The 17601-nt window shown below is 69.8% G+C and carries 14 protein-coding genes and 1 tRNA gene; 8 read left to right on the top strand and 7 right to left on the bottom strand.

The genetic code is table 11. The features are described 5' to 3' along the window. Positions 1-109 precede the first annotated feature (109 nt). Entirely contained in the window at positions 110-601 is a 492-nt protein-coding gene (locus tag AWB89_RS15910; RefSeq protein ID WP_085103354.1) for an inorganic diphosphatase, read from the top strand. Positions 602-658: 57 nt separating this feature from the next. Then, positions 659-1351 (top strand): hypothetical protein, encoded by a 693-nt coding sequence (locus tag AWB89_RS15905; RefSeq protein ID WP_085103356.1) that lies wholly within the window; start codon positions 659-661, stop codon positions 1349-1351. On the opposite strand, the gene AWB89_RS15900 is transcribed toward AWB89_RS15905, so the two are convergent. After that, positions 1336-2436, bottom strand: coding sequence for a DUF475 domain-containing protein (locus AWB89_RS15900; protein WP_085174938.1), 1101 nt, complete (start codon positions 2434-2436; stop codon positions 1336-1338). The two genes, AWB89_RS15905 and AWB89_RS15900, sit on opposite strands and share 16 nt — an antisense overlap. A gap of 54 nt (positions 2437-2490) precedes the next feature. Here AWB89_RS15900 and AWB89_RS15895 point away from each other — a divergent pair, with 54 nt between their 5' ends. From AWB89_RS15895 to AWB89_RS15885, 3 genes are read left to right on the top strand one after another with little or no spacing between them, the layout of a single operon-like run. Beyond that, on the top strand, positions 2491-3804 hold the full coding sequence (locus AWB89_RS15895) for a hypothetical protein (RefSeq protein ID WP_174627840.1): 1314 nt from the start codon (positions 2491-2493) through the stop codon (positions 3802-3804). Then, on the top strand, positions 3804-4520 hold the full coding sequence (locus AWB89_RS15890) for a glycosyltransferase family 2 protein (protein ID WP_372515158.1): 717 nt from the start codon (positions 3804-3806) through the stop codon (positions 4518-4520). The genes AWB89_RS15895 and AWB89_RS15890 overlap by 1 nt, the downstream gene beginning before the upstream one ends. Further along, the gene (locus AWB89_RS15885) at positions 4517-4867 is read left to right on the top strand and encodes a DUF2304 domain-containing protein (RefSeq protein WP_085103364.1); all 351 of its coding nucleotides are present in this window, start codon (positions 4517-4519) and stop codon (positions 4865-4867) included. Before AWB89_RS15890 ends, AWB89_RS15885 begins: the two co-directional genes overlap by 4 nt. Before the next feature lie 221 nt (positions 4868-5088). Here the strand turns inward: AWB89_RS15885 and AWB89_RS15880 are convergent, their stop codons facing one another. Next, positions 5089-6039, bottom strand: a complete 951-nt coding sequence (locus tag AWB89_RS15880; protein WP_085174973.1) for an NAD-dependent epimerase/dehydratase family protein — start codon at positions 6037-6039, stop codon at positions 5089-5091. 25 nt (positions 6040-6064) lie between these two features. Between AWB89_RS15880 and AWB89_RS15875 the strand changes: the two genes are divergently transcribed. Beyond that, positions 6065-7822, top strand: coding sequence for a hypothetical protein (locus tag AWB89_RS15875; RefSeq protein WP_162293320.1), 1758 nt, complete (start codon positions 6065-6067; stop codon positions 7820-7822). A gap of 28 nt (positions 7823-7850) precedes the next feature. Here AWB89_RS15875 and AWB89_RS15870 read toward each other — a convergent pair. Both AWB89_RS15870 and AWB89_RS15865 read right to left on the bottom strand, forming a co-directional pair. Beyond that, positions 7851-7923 (bottom strand) — tRNA-Thr (locus AWB89_RS15870). Between the two features lie 42 nt (positions 7924-7965). After that, positions 7966-9171, bottom strand: coding sequence for a DNA polymerase III subunit delta' (locus AWB89_RS15865; protein WP_085174933.1), 1206 nt, complete (start codon positions 9169-9171; stop codon positions 7966-7968). Between the two features lie 79 nt (positions 9172-9250). On the opposite strand from AWB89_RS15865, the gene AWB89_RS15860 reads away from it, so the two are divergent. Further along, positions 9251-10930 (top strand): adenylate/guanylate cyclase domain-containing protein, encoded by a 1680-nt coding sequence (locus AWB89_RS15860; protein WP_276073405.1) that lies wholly within the window; start codon positions 9251-9253, stop codon positions 10928-10930. Here the strand turns inward: AWB89_RS15860 and topA are convergent. From topA to cspA, 3 genes are all read right to left on the bottom strand, one after another. Continuing rightward, positions 10927-13743 carry a type I DNA topoisomerase gene (topA, locus tag AWB89_RS15855; RefSeq protein ID WP_085174929.1) on the bottom strand — a complete coding sequence of 939 codons (2817 nt, stop codon included), beginning with the start codon at positions 13741-13743 and terminating at the stop codon, positions 10927-10929. The two genes, AWB89_RS15860 and topA, sit on opposite strands and share 4 nt — an antisense overlap. A 196-nt stretch (positions 13744-13939) precedes the next feature. Continuing rightward, complete coding sequence (locus AWB89_RS15850) at positions 13940-14548, bottom strand: hypothetical protein (RefSeq protein WP_085174927.1); 609 nt, start codon at positions 14546-14548, stop codon at positions 13940-13942. A 154-nt stretch (positions 14549-14702) separates the two neighbouring features. After that, positions 14703-14906, bottom strand: coding sequence for a cold shock protein CspA (cspA, locus tag AWB89_RS15845; RefSeq protein WP_007166602.1), 204 nt, complete (start codon positions 14904-14906; stop codon positions 14703-14705). Positions 14907-15165: 259 nt separating this feature from the next. On the opposite strand from cspA, the gene AWB89_RS15840 reads away from it, so the two are divergent. Continuing rightward, positions 15166-17481 (top strand): DEAD/DEAH box helicase, encoded by a 2316-nt coding sequence (locus AWB89_RS15840; protein ID WP_085174925.1) that lies wholly within the window; start codon positions 15166-15168, stop codon positions 17479-17481. Positions 17482-17601: the final 120 nt, after the last annotated feature.

Here is a 17601-nt window from a genome sequence, read left to right as displayed (position 1 = left end):
TCCCGACTGTTTGGACCCATTCTGCCGAATCGGCCGCAAGACGCTCGACTAGGGTGATGCCCGGCGTACTGACCTACCAAGACCCACCCCTCGTGAAGGAGCCGGCGCGGTGCAATTCGACGTGACCATCGAGATTCCGAAAGGCCAACGCAACAAGTACGAGGTCGATCACGAGACGGGCCGGGTGCGTCTGGACCGCTACCTCTACACCTCGATGGCCTACCCCACGGATTACGGCTTCATCGAGGACACGCTGGGCGAGGACGGCGACCCGCTGGACGCGCTGGTGCTGCTGCCGCAGTCGGTGTTCCCCGGCGTGATCGTGGAGGCCCGGCCGGTCGGCATGTTCAAGATGGTCGACGAGGCGGGCGGCGACGACAAGGTGTTGTGCGTGCCGGCCGGCGACCATCGCTGGGACCACATCCAGGACATCGGCGACGTGCCGGAATTCGAACTGGATGTGATCAAGCACTTCTTCTCGCAGTACAAGGCGCTGGAGCCGGGCAAGTTCGTCAAGGCGGCCGATTGGGTCGACCGCGCCGAGGCCGAAGCGGAGGTGCAGCGTTCGGTGGAGCGGTTCAAGGCCTCCGGCGGGCACTGACCGGCACTCACGCTGTCGGCGTAACCGCGCCCCGCGGAGCGGTGGCATCCTGGCGATGTGACCCCGCTGCTGCACTTCGCCGGCAACTTCTGGTGGCTGATCTTCCCGCTGGGCGGCTCGATCGGCGCGGGCATCAGGGCGGTCGCGGCGGCCAACGAGCGCCGCGCCGAACGGCGCCTCGAGCGCTACCGGCTCAAGCAGCAGGCCAAGATCGCGGCGGCCGAGGCCTCCGTGCGCGCCCGCAGCAACGAGGAAGTCTCGCGCCGCGAGCTCGCCAAACTGATTGCGGCGCATGACCGTACCGACGCGCGGTGGTTCGACTACGAATTCGACATCGCCAAGCTGCTGGACTTCCCGATGATGACCGACATGCGCAACCCCCTGACGGTCGAGTTTCACCGGGCGAAGGGGCGCGCGGACCTGCTGCGTCCGGAGCGCGCCGAGGACCTCGCCGGCGACCCGGCCGCGCAGCGCGACTACCGCGACGCCGTCCACGAGTACATCAGCGCGTTCGAGATCGCCGAGGCCGAGGCGATCCGCCGTCGCCGCAGCGACTTCTCCGAGGACGACCAGCAACGGCTGGCCCGAGCGCAGAACCTGCTGCACCTGGCCCAGGACGAGGCGGCCACGCGCGACGAACGGCAGAACGCCTACCTGCGGGCGCGCAAGGAACTCGACGGGCTCATCGTGCTGCCGGCGCCGGCCCGCGCCGCGATCGAGCGGCGGATCGCCGGTCAGATCGAGGCCTGAGCCTCCCTCGCCGCGGCGTTGCGCCGATTGCGCAGCACACTCCAGCCCAACGCCGCCGCGATGAACACCACGCCCACCGACGCGGTGACCGCCTCGGGCACCTGGAAGCGCGGCTCGATGGAGAACAACATGATCGCGGCCAGCACGCCGATCGCCCAGTGCGCGCCGTGTTCCAGGTACACGTAGCGGTCCAAGGTGTCCTGTTGGACGAGATAAATGGTGATCGACCGGACGAACATCGAGCCGACCAGCCCCAGGCCCAGCGCGATAAGGATCGGGTCGGAGGTGATCGCGAACGCGCCGGTGACCCCGTCGAAGGAGAAGGCGGCGTCGAGCATTTCGAGATACAGGAACAGCGTCAGCCCCGCCTTGCCGACCGCCCCCCCGGCGGTCTTGCCCGCCGTCACCGCCTCCACGTCCGGGGGCCGAAACGCCCGGCTCAAACCGTTGACGATGAGGTAGGCGATCAAACCCAGCAGCCCGGCGATCAACACGGTCGCGCGTTCGTCGCTGGAGTGCGTCAGCCGCGTCGCGGCGAGGACCAGCGCGACGCCGGCCACCACCACCGACACCTGACCGAGGCGCCCGATGCGCGCGAACGGAATCTCAATCCATTTGAGCCACTTGATATCCCGATCGTGAAAGACGAAATCCAAAAACAGCATCAGCAGAAAGATTCCGCCGAACGCCGCGATCTGGGGATGGGCGGCGGTGATCAGCTTTTCGTAGCTGGGTGACCCGTCCGGAAATTCCTGCGCGCCGTGCGGCGGCGGGTTGAGCGCCAACTCGAACGCGCGCACCGGTCCCAGGCCCGCGGTCGCCCACACGATGAGCAACGGGAAGAACAGGCGCATGCCGAAAACGGCGATCAGGATCCCGATCGTCAGGAACATCTGCCGCCAGAACCGGCTCATTCGCTGCAGGATCGCTGCGTTGATGATCGCGTTGTCGAACGACAGCGACACCTCGAGGACGGCCAGCACCAGCAACACGAACAGAGCGTTCGGTCCGCCGTGGGCGTACCCGGCGGCCAGCGCCGCCACGGTGATTAACAGCGAAATCCCGAAGATGCGGAACGCGGCCATGGATCCTTCCCCGACAGCCGCCCACGATAGCGAACCGCCTCGCCGCCGCGGTCCATCGGTGCTCGGCACTTACTATTTTCAAATTGTGGGGATACAGGCGCTGTCCCGGTGACCGAAGTCGGGGCCTCGAGGGGGCCGGTCGCGCGTGGCAGCGTCGCCCGGGTCGGCACCGCCACCGCGCTGACCGCGCTGTGCGGGTACGCGGTGATCTACCTGGCGGCCCGGGACCTGGCGCCGCGCGGCTTCTCGATCTTCGGGGTGTTTTGGGGCGCGTTCGGCCTGGTGACCGGCGCCGCCAACGGGCTGCTGCAGGAGGCCACCCGGGAGGTCCGCTCCGCGAGCTACCTCGGGGACATCGGTGCGGCCCCGCTCGGGCGCACCCATCCGCTGCGCGTCGCCGCAATGGTCGGGGTGGCCGCGGCCGTCGTGATCGCCGGCACCTCGCCGTTGTGGAGCGCACGGGTTTTCGTCGAGGCGCGCTGGCTGTCGGTGGCGCTGCTCAGCGTCGGGCTGGCCGGCTTCTGCCTGCACGCCACCCTGCTCGGCATGCTGGCCGGCACCAACCACTGGACCTCATACGGGGCGCTGATGGTGACCGATGCGGTCATCCGGGTGGCGGTGGCCGCGGCGACGTTCGCGATCGGCTGGGGCCTGGCCGGGTTCCTGTGGGCCACCGTGGCCGGTGCGACGGCGTGGCTGATCACGCTGGCCGTCTCGCCGACGGCGCGCGCCGCGGCCCGGCTGCTGACGCCGGGCGACACCGCGACCTTCCTGCGCGGGGCCGCGCACTCGATCACCGCGGCCGGTGCCAGCGCGATCCTGGTGATGGGATTCCCGGTCCTGCTGAAGCTGACCAGCACCGACCTGGGCGCCGAGGGTGGGGTGATCATCCTGGCGGTGACCTTGACCCGCGCGCCGCTGCTGGTGCCGCTGACCGCCATGCAGGGCAATCTCATCGCTCACTTCGTCGACGAGCGCAGCGACCGGCTCCGGGCGCTGGTCCGCCCGGCGGCGATCATCGGCGGCGTAGGCGCGCTCGGCGTGCTCGCGGCCGGGCTGATCGGGCCCTGGTTGCTACGCGTCTTCTTCGGGCCGCAGTACCAGGCGAGCAGCGCGCTGCTGGCCTGGCTGACGGCGGCCGCCGTGGCGATCGCCATGCTGACGCTGACCGGCGCCGCCACCGTCGCCGCCGCGCTGCATCGGGCCTACGCGCTGGGGTGGGTCGGGGCGACCGTGGCATCCGGGCTGTTGTTGCTGTTGCCGCTGCCGCTGCAGACGCGCACCGTGGTCGGCCTGCTGTGCGGCCCGCTGGTGGGAATCGGTGTCCACCTGGTGGCGCTGGCGCGCGCCGGGCGCTTAACCGGCTGATGCTGGCTAACCTAGTGGGCATCGAAACGCAATACTCCGGCGTCTGGATCGTCATTCCCGCCTTCAACGAAGCCGCGGTCATCGGCGAGGTGATCGCCGACGTCCGCTCGGTCTTCGATCACGTCGTCTGCGTGGACGACGGCAGCACCGACGGCACCGGCGAGATCGCGCTGCGCGCCGGGGCCCATCTGGTGCGCCACCCCGTCAACCTGGGCCAGGGCGCGGCCATCCAGACCGGCGTCGAGTACGCCCGCAAGCAGCCCGGGGCGCAGGTGTTCGCCACGTTCGACGCCGACGGCCAGCACCGCGTCAAGGACGTGGCCGCGATGATCGACCGGCTCGGCGCGGGCGACGTCGACGTCGTCATCGGGACCCGGTTCGGTACCCAGGAGGGCAGTCGGCCGCCGTTCTTCAAGCGGATCGTGCTGCAGACCGCGGCTCGGCTCAGCCGCCGCGGGCGCCGACTTGGCTTGACCGACACCAACAATGGGCTGCGCGTGTTCAACAAGCGGGTCGCCGACGGGCTCGACATCACCATGAGCGGCATGAGCCACGCCAATGAGTTCGTCTCATTGATCGCCGAAAACCATTGGCGCGTGGCGGAACAACCTGTCGAGGTGCTGTACACCGAATACTCCAAGTCCAAGGGGCAGCCCTTGCTCAACGGCGTCAACATCATTTTCGACGGGTTCCTGCGAGGGAGGACTTCGAGATGAACTGGATCCAGGTGCTGCTGATCGGGGCGATCGTCGCGCTGCTGGTGTATCTGCTGCGGTCGCGCCGGAGCTCGCGGTCCAAGGCGTGGGTCAAGGTCGGGTACGTCCTGTTCGTGCTGGCCGGCATCTACGCCGTGCTGCGGCCCGACGACACGACGGTGGTGGCGCACTGGTTCGGCGTGCGCCGCGGCACGGACCTGATGCTCTACGCGCTGATCATGGCGTTCAGCTTCACCACGCTGAGCACCTACATGCGGTTCAAGGACCTGGAGTTGCGCTACGCGCGGCTGGCCCGGGCCGTTGCGCTGGAGGGCGCGCGGGAACCCGAGCAGTCGTCGAACGTTTAGCCAGTGCCCGGAGTTTCGTGTGCACTGACGGTTTTGAGTGTGAAGCCACGGCCGGATTTCGGCGAATTGCCCGCCGTCAGTTAACACTCAAAGCCATAAATGCACGCTCGAGCAGCAACCACCGTTCTGCGGCCAGCCACTCTCCCCGAGCAGTCGTCGAACGTGTAACCGCTGCGGAAGATCCGCCGGATTTTCGCCGTCAGTTCACGCTCGGCGCGGGATCAGCCGGTGCGGGCGTCGCTGTCGCGGAAGTACTCGACGGTGCGGCGCACGCCCTCGTCGAGCGCAATGTGCGGGCGCCAGCCCAAAACCTGGGCGGCCAAGCCGATGTCGAGGCACGACCGCTGCAGGTCACCCAGGCGATCGGGGTGAAACTCCGGGTCGTCGGGCCCCCCGACGGCCGCGGCCACCGCCGAATGCAGTTGGCGGTCCGAGGTTTCGATCCCGGTGCCGACGTTGAAGCGCTGCCCACCGCCCGCTTCGCCGGCGGCCTTCACGAAGGCGTCCACCACGTCGTCGACGTACACGTAGTCGCGGGTCTTTCCGCCGTCGCCGAACACCTTGGTGGGCTTCCCGGACAGCAGCGCCTGCGCGAAGATCGCCACCACGCCCGCCTCGCCGTGCGGGTCCTGGCGGGGGCCGTACACGTTGGCGGGTGCGATGTGCGAGCAGTCCAGGCCGTACAGGTGGCGGAAGGTGTTCAGGTAGATCTCGCCCGCCACCTTGCCCGCCGCGTACGGCGACGCCGGGTCCGTGGGCACCGTCTCGGGCGTCGGATACACCGGCGGCGTGCCGTAGATGGATCCGCCCGACGAGGTGTGCACGATCTTGCGCACCCCGGTCAGGCGGGCCGCTTCGGCCAGGCGGATGGTGCCGATGACGTTGACCGACGCGTCGAACTGGGGGTCGGCCACCGAGTGCCGCACGTCGATCTGGGCGGCGAGGTGAAACACCACCTCCGGGCGGTGCTCGTCCAGGATCGCGTGCAGGTCGGCGGTGACGATGTCGGCCTCGACGAACACGTGCGCCGGGTTGTCGGCCAGGTGCTCGAGGTTGGTCGCGCGGCCGCTCGCGAAATTGTCCAGCCCCACCACCGTGTGACCGTCGGCCAGCAGGCGGTCGACTAGCGTCGACCCGATGAATCCGGCTCCCCCGGTGACCAGTGCGCGCACCGGCCCACCATACAAGCGGGGGGTCATGGCGGCGGCCGCCGCATTGATCGTCGTGCAGTTGGGGATCCGCGCGGTGCTGGCGTTCCGGGGCTATTTCTATTGGGACGACCTGATCCTCGTCGGCAAGGCCGGCACCGAGGGCCTGCTGTCGCCGTCGTACCTGTTCGACGACCACGACGGTCACGTGATGCCGGCCGCGTTCCTGGTCGCGGGCGCCATCACCCGGCTGGCGCCGCTGGACTGGACGCTGCCGGCGATCAGCCTGGTGGTGTTGCAGCTGGTGGCCTCGCTGGCCCTGCTGCGTGCGCTGTACGTCATCCTCGGCTGGCGCTGGGTGCTGCTGATCCCGTTGACGTTCGCGCTGTTCACGCCGCTGGGAGTGCCGGGCTTCGCGTGGTGGGCGGCGGCGCTGAACGCGCTGCCCATGCTGGCGGCCCTGGCGTGGGTGGCCGGCGACTCGATCCTGCTCGTCCGCACCGGCAACCAGCGCTACGCGCTGACCGGCGTGCTGATCTATTTCGGCGGTCTGCTGTTCTTCGAGAAGGCCGCGGTCATCCCGTTCGTCGCGTTCGCGGTGGCCGCCCTGCTGTGGCACGTGTCCGGTGACGGGTCCGCGCTGCGGACGGTATGGCGGGCCGGCCTGCGGTTGTGGATCGCATCGCTGGCGTTGACCGCCGCGTGGGTCGCGCTGTACCTCGGCGTGGTCAATCAGCAGCGGTGGAGTTCCGACCTGGCGATGACGGGTGATCTGCTGTGGCGATCGATCACCCATGGGATCGTGCCGGGACTGGCCGGCGGGCCGTGGCACTGGGATCGGTGGGCGCCGGCCTCGCCGTGGGCCACGCCCCCGCCGTCGGTGATGGCGCTCGGCTGGCTGGTGTTGGCCGGGGCGGTTGGCCTGTCGCTGTGGCGCAAGCGCCGCATCGGGCCGGTGTGGCTGACCGCGGCCGGATACGCCGTCGCCTGTCAGGTGCCGATCTACCTGATGCGCTCGTCGAAGCAGACGGCGCTGGAGCTGGCGCAGACGCTGCGCTATCTGCCGGATCTCGTCGTCGTGCTGGCACTGCTGGCGGCCGTCGCGTTGTGCGCCCCGAACCGGCCCTCGACGGCGCGGTGGCTGGACGCGTCGCCGAAACGCCTCGCGGCGACGGCGGTTCTGGCGGCGGCCTTCGTGGTGAGCAGCCTGTACTCGACGGCGACCTTCCTGACCAGCTGGCGGGACAACCCCACCAAGCCCTACCTGCAGAACGCCAGGGCCGGTCTGGCCGCCGCGCGCGCGGCGTCGGATGCGCCGCTGCTGGATCAGGAGGTCGACCCGCTGATCCTGCAGCGGGTCGCCGCGCCGCAGAACCTGGCCAGCCACATGTTCGCGCTGCTGCGGGACAGGCCCGAATTCGATTCGGCGACAACGCAATTGCGGATGATCGACGGCACGGGCCGGGTGATCAACGCGCGCGTGACCTGGATCCGCGCCATCGCGCCGGGGCCGATGCCGCAGTGCGGCTATTTCGCCCAGCCGGACAAGCCGGCGCGACTGGTCCTCGACGGCCCGCTGCTGCCCGCCGATTGGACGGTCGAGCTCAATTACCTTGCCAATAGCGACGGTTCGATGACGCTGGCGCTGTCCGAGGGCCGCGACGTGAAGGTTCTGGTGCATCCGGGTCTGAATCGGGTCTTCGTGCGGCTGCCCGGCGCCGGGGACGCGATCACCGTGCGGGCCAACACGACCGCGCTGGCGTTGTGCCTCGCGTCGGGGCCGGTCGGGTTCGTCGCGCCGGCCTAGCGCATCCGGGCGCGATGCCCGATGTCGGAGCCACCTAGGAGAATCGAACTCCTGACCTGCTCATTACGAGTGAGCCGCTCTACCGACTGAGCTAAGGTGGCGTGCCCTGTCGGGCGGCACGAGTCTACGGCAGGCGGGCCAACTCACCCAAGTTCCTGGCCGATGCTCGCGACCATCGCGTCGACGGCGAACTTGGGCTTGACGTTGATCGCCAGCGCCTCGCGGCATGCCAGTACCGCCTCGATGCAGCGCAGCAGCCGCTCGGGTGAGGCGTGGTCGGCCAGCGCGGCCACCCGATCGGCCATGTCCGGATGATTCGCCCGGACGCCGGCGGCCTCCGCCGACACCACCAGCGCGTCCCGAAAGTAGGTCGCGAGGTCGATCAGCGCACGGTCCAGCGCATCGCGCGACGCCCGCGTCTGGCGTGACTTCTGCCGCCGCTCGAGGTCCTTCATCGCGCCGGTGGCACCCCGCAGCGCGCCCGCGGTGCCCTTGCCCGTCCCGCCGGCGCCCAGCGCCGTCCGCAGCTCCTCGGTCTCGGCCTCGGCCCGATCCGCCGTCAGCACCACGGCCTCGGCCTCGGCGGCCGCCACCAGCTCCTCGGCGGCGGCGTAGGCGCGCGACGGGGTCGCGGCGTCCCGCACCAGGCCCAGCGCGCGCTCCCGTCGCTGCCGGGCCTCGGGGTCGGTGGCCAGCCGGCGCGCCCGCCCGACGTGCCCGCCGCTGACCGACGCCGCCCAGTTGGCCGTGTCGACGTCCAGGCCGTCGCTGTCGATGAGGACTTGCGCGATCGCCTCGGTCGGCGGGGTGACCAGCGCGACGTGCCGGCAGCGGGATCGCAGCGTGACCGCGATGTCCTCGGGGTCCACCGACGGCGCGCACAGCAGGAACACCGTCGACGGCGGCGGCTCCTCGACGACCTTCAGCAGCGCGTTCGCCGCACCCTCGGTCAACCGGTCGGCGTCCTCGATCACCACGATCTGCCGGTGCCCGGTGGTGGGGCGGCGCGACGCGATCTGCACGATGCCGCGCATCTCGTCCACGCCGATGGACAGGCCTTCCGGGATCACCCGGCGCACATCGGCGTGGGTGCCGGCCATGGTCGTCGTGCATGCCCGGCAGCTCCCGCACCCCGGCTCGCCATCGGAAGTGCATTGCAGCGCGGCCGCGAAGCACAGCGCCGCAACCGAGCGGCCGGAACCGGGCGGACCGGTGATCAGCCACGCGTGTGTCATAGTCCCGTCGGCCGCATCGCTGTGAGCGGGATCACCGCGGGCCGCCCGGGCGGCGGCCAGCAGCCCGGCCACCACGGCCTCCTGGCCTACCAGCCGTGTAAACACTCCCGACATCACCGGCAACAGTAGTGACACGGTCCGACAGATACCGATCGGCCACCGTATTGGGACAATTCCGTTACCTGACGCCCGTTTGGGCAGGTGCCGGCAACTTGCCGAGATACTTAATGTTTTCCGCCAAGTCGGCCCTGCCCGATACGGTGGATTGGTGGCAACCGAGGCAGCACTGCCCGGGCGAATAGGCGCGTTCGTCCGGTGGGTGGTGCGTACCCCGTGGCCGCTGTTCGCGCTGAGCATGCTGCAGGCCGACATCATCGGCGGCCTTTTCGTGCTGGGCTTCCTGCGCTACGGGCTGCCACCCCAGGACCGCATCCAGCTGCAGGATCTCCCGCCGGTCAACCTGGCCGTCTTCGTCAGCGTCGTGATCAGCCTGTTCCTGGCCGGGATCGTGTTCAACCTCAGGCTGATGCTGCCGGTGTTCCGCTGGCAGCGCCGCGACAACCTGCTCGCCGACGCCGATCCGGCCGACACCGAGCTGGCCCGCAGCCGCGCACTGCGGATGCCGTTCTACCGGACGCTCACCAGCGGGGTGGCGTGGTGCATCGGCGGCGTGGTGTTCATCGTCGCCAGCTGGTCGGTGGCCAAGTACACCGCGCCCGTCGTGGCGGTCGCCACGGCGCTGGGCGCCGCCGCGACGGCGATCATCGGTTACCTCCAGTCCGAGCGGGTGCTGCGCCCGGTGGCGGTCGCGGCCCTGCGCAGCGGCGTGCCGGAGAACGTCAAGGCGCCCGGCGTCATCCTGCGCCAGATGCTGAGCTGGATGCTGTCCACGGCCGTGCCGCTGCTGGCGATCGTGCTGGCCGTGGTGGCCGACAAGACCTCGCTGCTGCACGCCACGCCCGAGAAGCTGTTCAACCCCATCCTGCTGCTGGCGCTGGCGGCACTCGGCGTCGGTCTGGTCAGCACGCTGCTGGTGGCGATGTCCATCGCCGACCCGCTGCGCCAGCTGCGCTGGGCGCTGTCGGAGGTGCAGCGCGGAAACTACAACGCGCACATGCAGATCTACGACGCCAGCGAACTGGGCCTGCTGCAGGCGGGCTTCAACGACATGGTCCGCGACCTGTCCGAGCGGCAGCGGCTGCGCGACCTGTTCGGCCGCTACGTCGGCGAGGATGTGGCCCGCCGCGCCCTGGAGCGCGGCACCGAGCTGGGCGGGCAGGAGCGCGACGTCGCGGTGCTGTTCGTGGACCTGGTCGGCTCCACGCAGTTGGCCGCGACGCGGCCGCCCGCCGAGGTGGTTCACCTGCTCAACGAGTTCTTCCGCGTGGTGGTGGACACCGTCGGCAGGCACGGCGGGTTCGTCAACAAGTTCCAGGGCGACGCGGCGCTGGCCATCTTCGGTGCGCCGATCGAGCACCCCGACGCTTCGGGCGGCGCGCTGGCGGCCGCCCGCGAGCTGCACGACGAAATCCTCCCCGTGATCGGGTCGGCGGAGTTCGGCATCGGGGTGTCGGCCGGCCGGGCCATCGCCGGCCACATCGGCGCGCAGGCCCGCTTCGAGTACACGGTGATCGGCGACCCGGTCAACGAGGCCGCCCGGCTCACCGAGCTGGCCAAGCTCGAGGCCGGGCACGTGCTCGCCTCGGCGATCGCGGTCAGCGGCGCGCTGGACGCCGAGGCGCTGTGCTGGGACGTCGGCGAGGTGGTGTATCTGCGCGGGCGCGCGGCGCCCACCCAGCTTGCGCGGCCGGTGAAACTGGCCAGCCCGGAAGAGGTTGCCGGCGAACAGGTTTCGAGCGAAGTCAGCGGCTAGGCGCGCTTGGTGGCCTTCTTCGCCGGCGCCCTGCGGGTCGATTTCTTCGCGGGCCGCTTGGCGGGGCCCCGGGCTCGCCGGTCGGCCAGCAGCTCCGCGGCGCGCTCGTCGGTAATCGACATCACGTCGTCGCCCTTGCGCAGGCTGGCGTTGGTTTCGCCGTCGGTGACGTACGGCCCGAATCGGCCGTCCTTGATCACCATCGGCTTGCCCGACGCCGGATCGGCGCCCAACTCGCGCAGCGGCGGCGCCGAAGCGCTTTGCCTGCCACGGCGTTTGGGCTCGGCGTAAATCTTCAGCGCCTCGTCGAGGGTGATGTCGAAGATCTGATCCTCGGTCGACAGCGAACGAGAGTCGTTGCCGCGCTTCAGGTATGGGCCGTAGCGGCCGTTCTGCGCGGTGATCTCCTCACCGGACTCGGGATCCACGCCGACCACGCGGGGCAGCGACAGCAGCTTGAGCGCATCCTCGAGCGTCACCGTCTGCAGATCCATGCTGCGCAGCAGCGAACCGGTCCGCGGTTTGGGCCCGGTCGGCTTTTTGCCCTTCTTCGCCGGCGCTCCGCTGTCGGGGCCGCCGTCGCCCGAGTCGGGCTCCGGGGGCAGGACCTCGGTCACGTATGGCCCGTACCGGCCGTCCTTGGCGACGATCTCGTGCCCGGTTTGCGGATCGACACCCAGGACGCGCCCCTCTTGCGGGGTGGCGAACAGCTCTTCGGCCACCTCGAGGGTCAGCTCGTCGGGGGTCAGCGAGTCGTTGAGGTTGGCCCGCTGCGGGGTGGGCTCGCCCTCGTCGTTGGTCACGATGCGCTCGAGGTAGGGCCCGTTCTTGCCCACCCGGACGTACACGGGCCGACCCTCAGCGTCGTCAAACACCCTGATGGAGTTCACTTCTCGCGCGTCGATGCCCTCGAGGTTGACGCCGACGAGTTTCTTCAGGCCGCCGGAGCGGGCCACCGAGTCGGGCACGCCGTGGTCGCCGCCGAAGTAGAAGTTGTTGAGCCAGTTGGTGCGTCGCTCGGTGCCCGACGCGATCGCGTCGAGCTCGTCTTCCATCGCCGCGGTGAAGCCGTAATCGACGAGGCGGCCGAAATGCTGTTCCAGCAGCCCGGTGACGGCGAACGCGACCCACGAGGGCACCAGCGCGCTGCCCTTCTTGTACACGTAACCACGGTCCTGGATGGTCTTGATGATCGACGAGTACGTCGACGGCCGGCCGATGCCCAGCTCCTCGAGCGCCTTGACCAGCGACGCCTCGGTGTAGCGCGCCGGCGGGTTGGTGGCGTGGCCGTCCGGGGTGAGCTCGAGGGCCTCGAGCCGCTGACCCTCGCTGAGGTGGGGCAGCCGCCGCTCGGCGTCGTCGGCCTCGCCGCCGGCCAGCTCGTCCACCGTTTCCACGTAGGCCTTGAGGAAGCCGGCGAACGTGATGGTGCGCCCGGTCGCGGAGAACACCACCGGCGTCTCGCCGGCGGGACCGCCCGCCGTGCCCGCGATGCGCAGGCTCAGCGTGGTGCCGCGCGCGTCGGCCATCTGCGAGGCGACGGTGCGCTGCCAAATCAGTTCGTACAGCCGGAATTCGTCACCGTCGAGCTCGCGGCGCACCGCGTCCGGTGTCGCGAACGTCTCACCGGCCGGCCGGATCGCCTCGTGCGCCTCCTGGGCGTTCTTCACCTTGCGGGTGTACTGCCGCGGCGAGGGCGACACGTACTCCGCGCCGTACAGCTGCCGCGCCTGGGTGCGCGCCGCGTTGATCGCCGACTCCGACAGCGTGGTGGAGTCGGTACGCATATAAGTGATGTAGCCGTTCTCGTAGAGGCGCTGCGCGATGCTCATCGTGCGCTCGGAGGAGAACCGCAACTTGCGCCCGGCCTCCTGCTGCAGCGTCGACGTCATGAACGGCGCGTACGGGCGCCGGGTGTAGGGCTTTTCCTCCACCGAGGCGACCGACAGCTGGGCGCCGCGCAATCCCGCCGCCAGCTGGGTCGCGCCGGCCTCGTCCAGGATCACCACCTCGTCGGCCTTGCGCAGCTGGCCCAGCGAGTCGAAATCGCGGCCGGTGGCCACGCGCAGGCCGTTGACGCCTGCCAGCCGGGCCGTGAAGGTCGGCGGTGAGGCCTGCGGGTCGGACACGCTGGCGTCCAGTTGGGCGACGATGTCCCAGTACGACGCGCTGCGGAAGGCCATGCGGTCGCGCTCGCGCTGCACGATGATGCGGGTGGCCACCGACTGGACCCGGCCCGCCGACAGCTTGGGCGCGACCTTCTTCCACAGCACGGGGCTGACCTCGTAGCCGTACAGCCGGTCCAGGATGCGGCGGGTCTCCTGGGCGTCGACCAGGTCGATGTCGAGGTCGCGGGGATTTTCCGCGGCCTCCAGGATCGCCGGTTCGGTGATCTCGTGGAACACCATCCGCTTGACCGGGATGTTGGGCTTGAGCGTTTCGAGCAGGTGCCAGGCGATGGCTTCGCCCTCGCGGTCACCATCCGTGGCCAGGTAGAGCTCGTCGACGTCCTTCAACAGGCCCTTGAGCTCGCTGACGGTGTGCTTCTTCTCCGGGCTGATGATGTAGAGCGGCTCGAAGTCGGCGTCGACGTTGACCCCGAGCCTGGCCCACGGCTCGGACTTGAACTTCGCGGGCACGTCGGCCGCAGCGCGGGGCAGGTCACGGATGTGGCCACGCGAGGACTCGACGATGTAGCTGGAGCCCAGGTAGCCGGCCAGTTTGCGCGCCTTGGTGGGCGACTCGACAATCACGAGCCGCCGACGGCTGCCATTTCCGCCGCTGACGCGGTCTTTTAGCTTCGGGTCAGCCAACTGCGCTTACGCTCCATCTCTTATCCCGGCCCCACTTGCGAGACCGCCCTGCAGGAAGAATGACAGGCCAGCGTCCGAAATTCCGGTGAAATCAGATACGCCAGCGTTCCTTCGCCCTTCAGGGCATCTGACAATTTCGCACCCTCGGGCGGGCCTGCGCAAACCGGCTGCCGAAATTTTTGGCGGTCGAGCCCGGCTAGACGCGGGGCCACAGCGACAACGCCTCGTCGCCGTCCGGCGGTTCCCCCACGTTCTCTACCAGGCGCGATAGCCTGCGCCGGCCGCTGATCCGCAGCGCCGGGCGCCCGCCGCGGGTGCCGATCAGCGTGGGCGCAATTCCGACCCGCATCAACGCCGACGCGAGCGGGGAATGGGTGTCGGGCGCGTGCGGGTCGAGGCCCAGCAGATAGTGGTCGCCCTCCGGGTTGCCGGCCGCCAGCGTCCACGCCCGCAGCTCCCGCGGCCCGGGCAGCCATCGCGGGGGCACCGTCTTGACCGCGCCGCGTGTCCATTCGGCGGCGAGCGTCGCCAGGGAGGGGGTCACCTCCGTCCGCACCAAGGGGGTGTCCTCGTCGGTGCGGCCGATCTCGGCCACCAGACCCGCGTCGCGGATCATCTCGGCCAGCGCCGAGGCCCGCCAAACGTGGTCGACGACCACCGAAAGGCGGGCAAGGCGGGCGCCCTCTCCGCGGTTTTCCGACGGTGCGCCCACCAGCACGATCTGCCCTGAGGCCGCCAGCACCCCGGAGAGATCGGCGACCGCGGGCGGCACCGACTCCGCTGTGAAGAAGGAAAGCTGGCTCACGCCACCGACAGTAGGCCAGGTGGTCCGTCCGCGTCTTCAGGTATTCGGCGCGGCGGGTTGGGCAACTGCCGACAGGGTCCAGACAGAATGAAAACCCCCCGGCGGGACCGCTAGGCGGGTCGCGCGGGGGGCTCTCGTGGAGAGTCTGCTCGTCTCAGACGGAGCGGACTCCGGTGGCCTGGGGGCCCTTAGGGCTGTGGCCGATCTCGAACTCGACCTTCTGGTTTTCTTCGAGGGTGCGGAAGCCCGAACCCTGGATCTCCGTGTAGTGGACAAAAACATCTGCGGAACCGTCTTCAGGCGCAATGAACCCGAAACCCTTCTCCGCGTTGAACCACTTCACAGTTCCCTGTGGCATCTCTCGATCTTTCCTTTTCTTTTGGATGCGGGGCACCGCCTTTCGGTGCCCCGGGCCGAGTACGACCGCCATACCTCGCTGAGTCGCCGGAACTTCACCCGACCGATAACCTCGCAGGAACCGCGGCCGCAACGTTGTTCCTGCGAAAGTTTGACACGAACACAGAAGCTGCGACCGCAAATAGTCAACCATGTTCATGGCGTCGGCGACAGACTTGTGTCCAGGACTGATTCTTGGCTTGATTCTTGGAGGGCGTGAGGTGGCCAGTTTCGGCGCCGACCTGCTGGCCGTCGCGCTCGCCGGCACCGCGCCGGACGAGCGTCCGCTGCGCCACGTCGCCGAGTTGCCCGCGCGCAGTGGCCGGCCGCACAGCTGGCCCGAATGGGCCGACCCCGACGTCGTCCGCGCCTTCGCGCAACGCGGCATCAATGACCCCTGGTCACATCAGGCGGCGGCCGCGGAGCTGGCCCACGCCGGCCGCCACGTGGTCATCAGCACCGGCACCGCATCGGGCAAGTCGCTGGCCTATCAGCTTCCCGTCCTCACCGCGCTCGCGACGGACCCGCGCGCCCGGGTGCTGTACTTGTCGCCGACCAAGGCGCTGGGTCACGATCAGTTGCGCGCCGCGCACGCGTTGACCGCGGCCGTTCCGCGGCTGCACGACGTCGCGCCCACCGCCTACGACGGCGACAGCCCGGCCGAGGTGCGCCGCTTCGCCCGCGAGCGCTCCCGATGGCTGTTTTCCAACCCGGACATGATCCACTTGTCGATCCTGCGCAACCACGCCCGCTGGGCCGTGCTGTTGCGCGGCCTTCGATTCGTCATCGTCGACGAATGCCATTACTACCGTGGCGTTTTCGGATCGAACGTGGCGATGGTGCTGCGCCGGTTGTTGCGGCTGTGCGAGCGCTACTCCTCGGCGCCCACGGTCGTTTTCGCCAGCGCGACAACCGATTCGCCGGGTGCGACGGCGGCCGAACTCATCGGCCGCCCGGTAGCGGAGGTCACCGAAGACGGCTCGCCGCAAGGCGCCCGGACCGTGGCGTTGTGGGAGCCCGCGCTGCGGGCCGACCTGACCGGCGAGAACGGCGCGCCGGTGCGCCGCTCCGCCGGCGCCGAGGCGGCGCGCGTGATGGCCGACCTGATCGCCGAGGGGGCGCAAACGCTGACGTTCGTCCGGTCGCGGCGCGCAGCGGAATTGACCGCGCTGGCGACGCGGGCGCGGCTCGACGACATCGCCCCGGAGCTGTCTTCGAAGGTCGCGTCGTACCGGGCCGGCTACCTCGCCGAGGACCGCAGCGCGCTGGAGCGCGCTCTGGCCGAGGGCCGGCTGCGGGGCCTGGCGACCACCAACGCGCTGGAGCTCGGTGTCGACATCGCCGGCCTCGACGCGGTGGTGCTCGCCGGTTTCCCCGGGACGGTCGCCTCGTTCTGGCAGCAGGCCGGCCGGTCGGGGCGGCGGGGCCAGGGCGCGCTGGTCGTGCTGATCGCGCGCGACGACCCCTTGGACACGTACCTGGTGCACAACCCGGCGGCGCTGCTGGGCAAGCCGGTCGAGCGGGTCGTCATCGATCCCGGCAACCCCTACATCCTCGGTCCGCAGCTGCTCTGCGCGGCGACCGAGATGCCGCTCGACGAGGCCGAGGTGCGGAGTTTCGGCGCCGTCGACGTCGCGCAGGGCTTGATCGACGACGGGCTGCTGCGGCGGCGCAACGACAAGTACTTCCCCGCGGCGGGCATCCAACCGCATGGCGCGGTGGACATTCGGGGCTCGTCCGGCGGCCAGATCGTCATCGTGGAGGCGGACACCGGGCGGCTGCTGGGCAGCGCCGGGGTGGACCAGGCCCCGGCCTCGGTCCATCCGGGAGCGGTGTATTTGCATCAGGGCGAGACCTACGTCGTCGACTCCCTGGACATCCAGGACGGGATCGCGTTCGTCCACGCCGAGGATCCCGGCTACGCGACGTTCGCCCGCGAGCTCACCGACATCGTGGTCACCGGGACCGGCGAGCGCCGCGAGTTCGGGCCCGTCAGTTTGGGCTTGGTGCCGGTTCGGGTCACCCACCGGGTGGTGGGCTACCTGCGGCGCCGGCTGTCCGGGGAGGTCATCGATTTCATCGAGCTGGATATGCCCGAGCACGTGCTGCCCACCACCGCCGCCATGTACACGATCGAGCCGGATGCCTTGTTGCGCACCGGCATTGAGGCGCCGCGCGTTCCCGGCTCGTTGCACGCCGCCGAGCACGCCGCCATCGGGCTGCTGCCCCTGGTGGCCAGCTGCGACCGCGGTGACATCGGCGGGCTGTCCACCGCGATCGGTCCGGAGGGGCTGCCCACCGTGTTCGTCTACGACGGCTACCCGGGCGGGGCGGGTTTCGCCGAACGGGGCTTCCACCGGGCCCGCACCTGGCTGGGCGCCACGGCCGCGGCGATCGAAGCGTGCGAATGCCCGAACGGTTGCCCGTCGTGCGTGCAGTCGCCCAAATGCGGCAACGGCAACGACCCGCTGGACAAGGCGGGGGCGATAAGGGTGCTGCGCCTGGTGCTCGCGGAGCTGGGTCGCGACATGCGCTGACCGTCTCGGGATGGCGACCGACCCCTCAACGGCCGACCCCCAACAACCCGCGTCTGACAGGCGCCGCCAGAACACGTGTTTCCTCACTGCTGAAGAAATGCCAACATACCACCGCGCACC

It is taken from the genome of Mycobacterium paraense (assembly GCF_002101815.1).
In the GTDB taxonomy this organism is placed as follows: Bacteria; Actinomycetota; Actinomycetes; order Mycobacteriales; family Mycobacteriaceae; genus Mycobacterium; species Mycobacterium paraense.
Note: the sequence above shows the minus strand (reverse complement) of the source record. Positions and strands in the feature narration are given on the sequence as shown.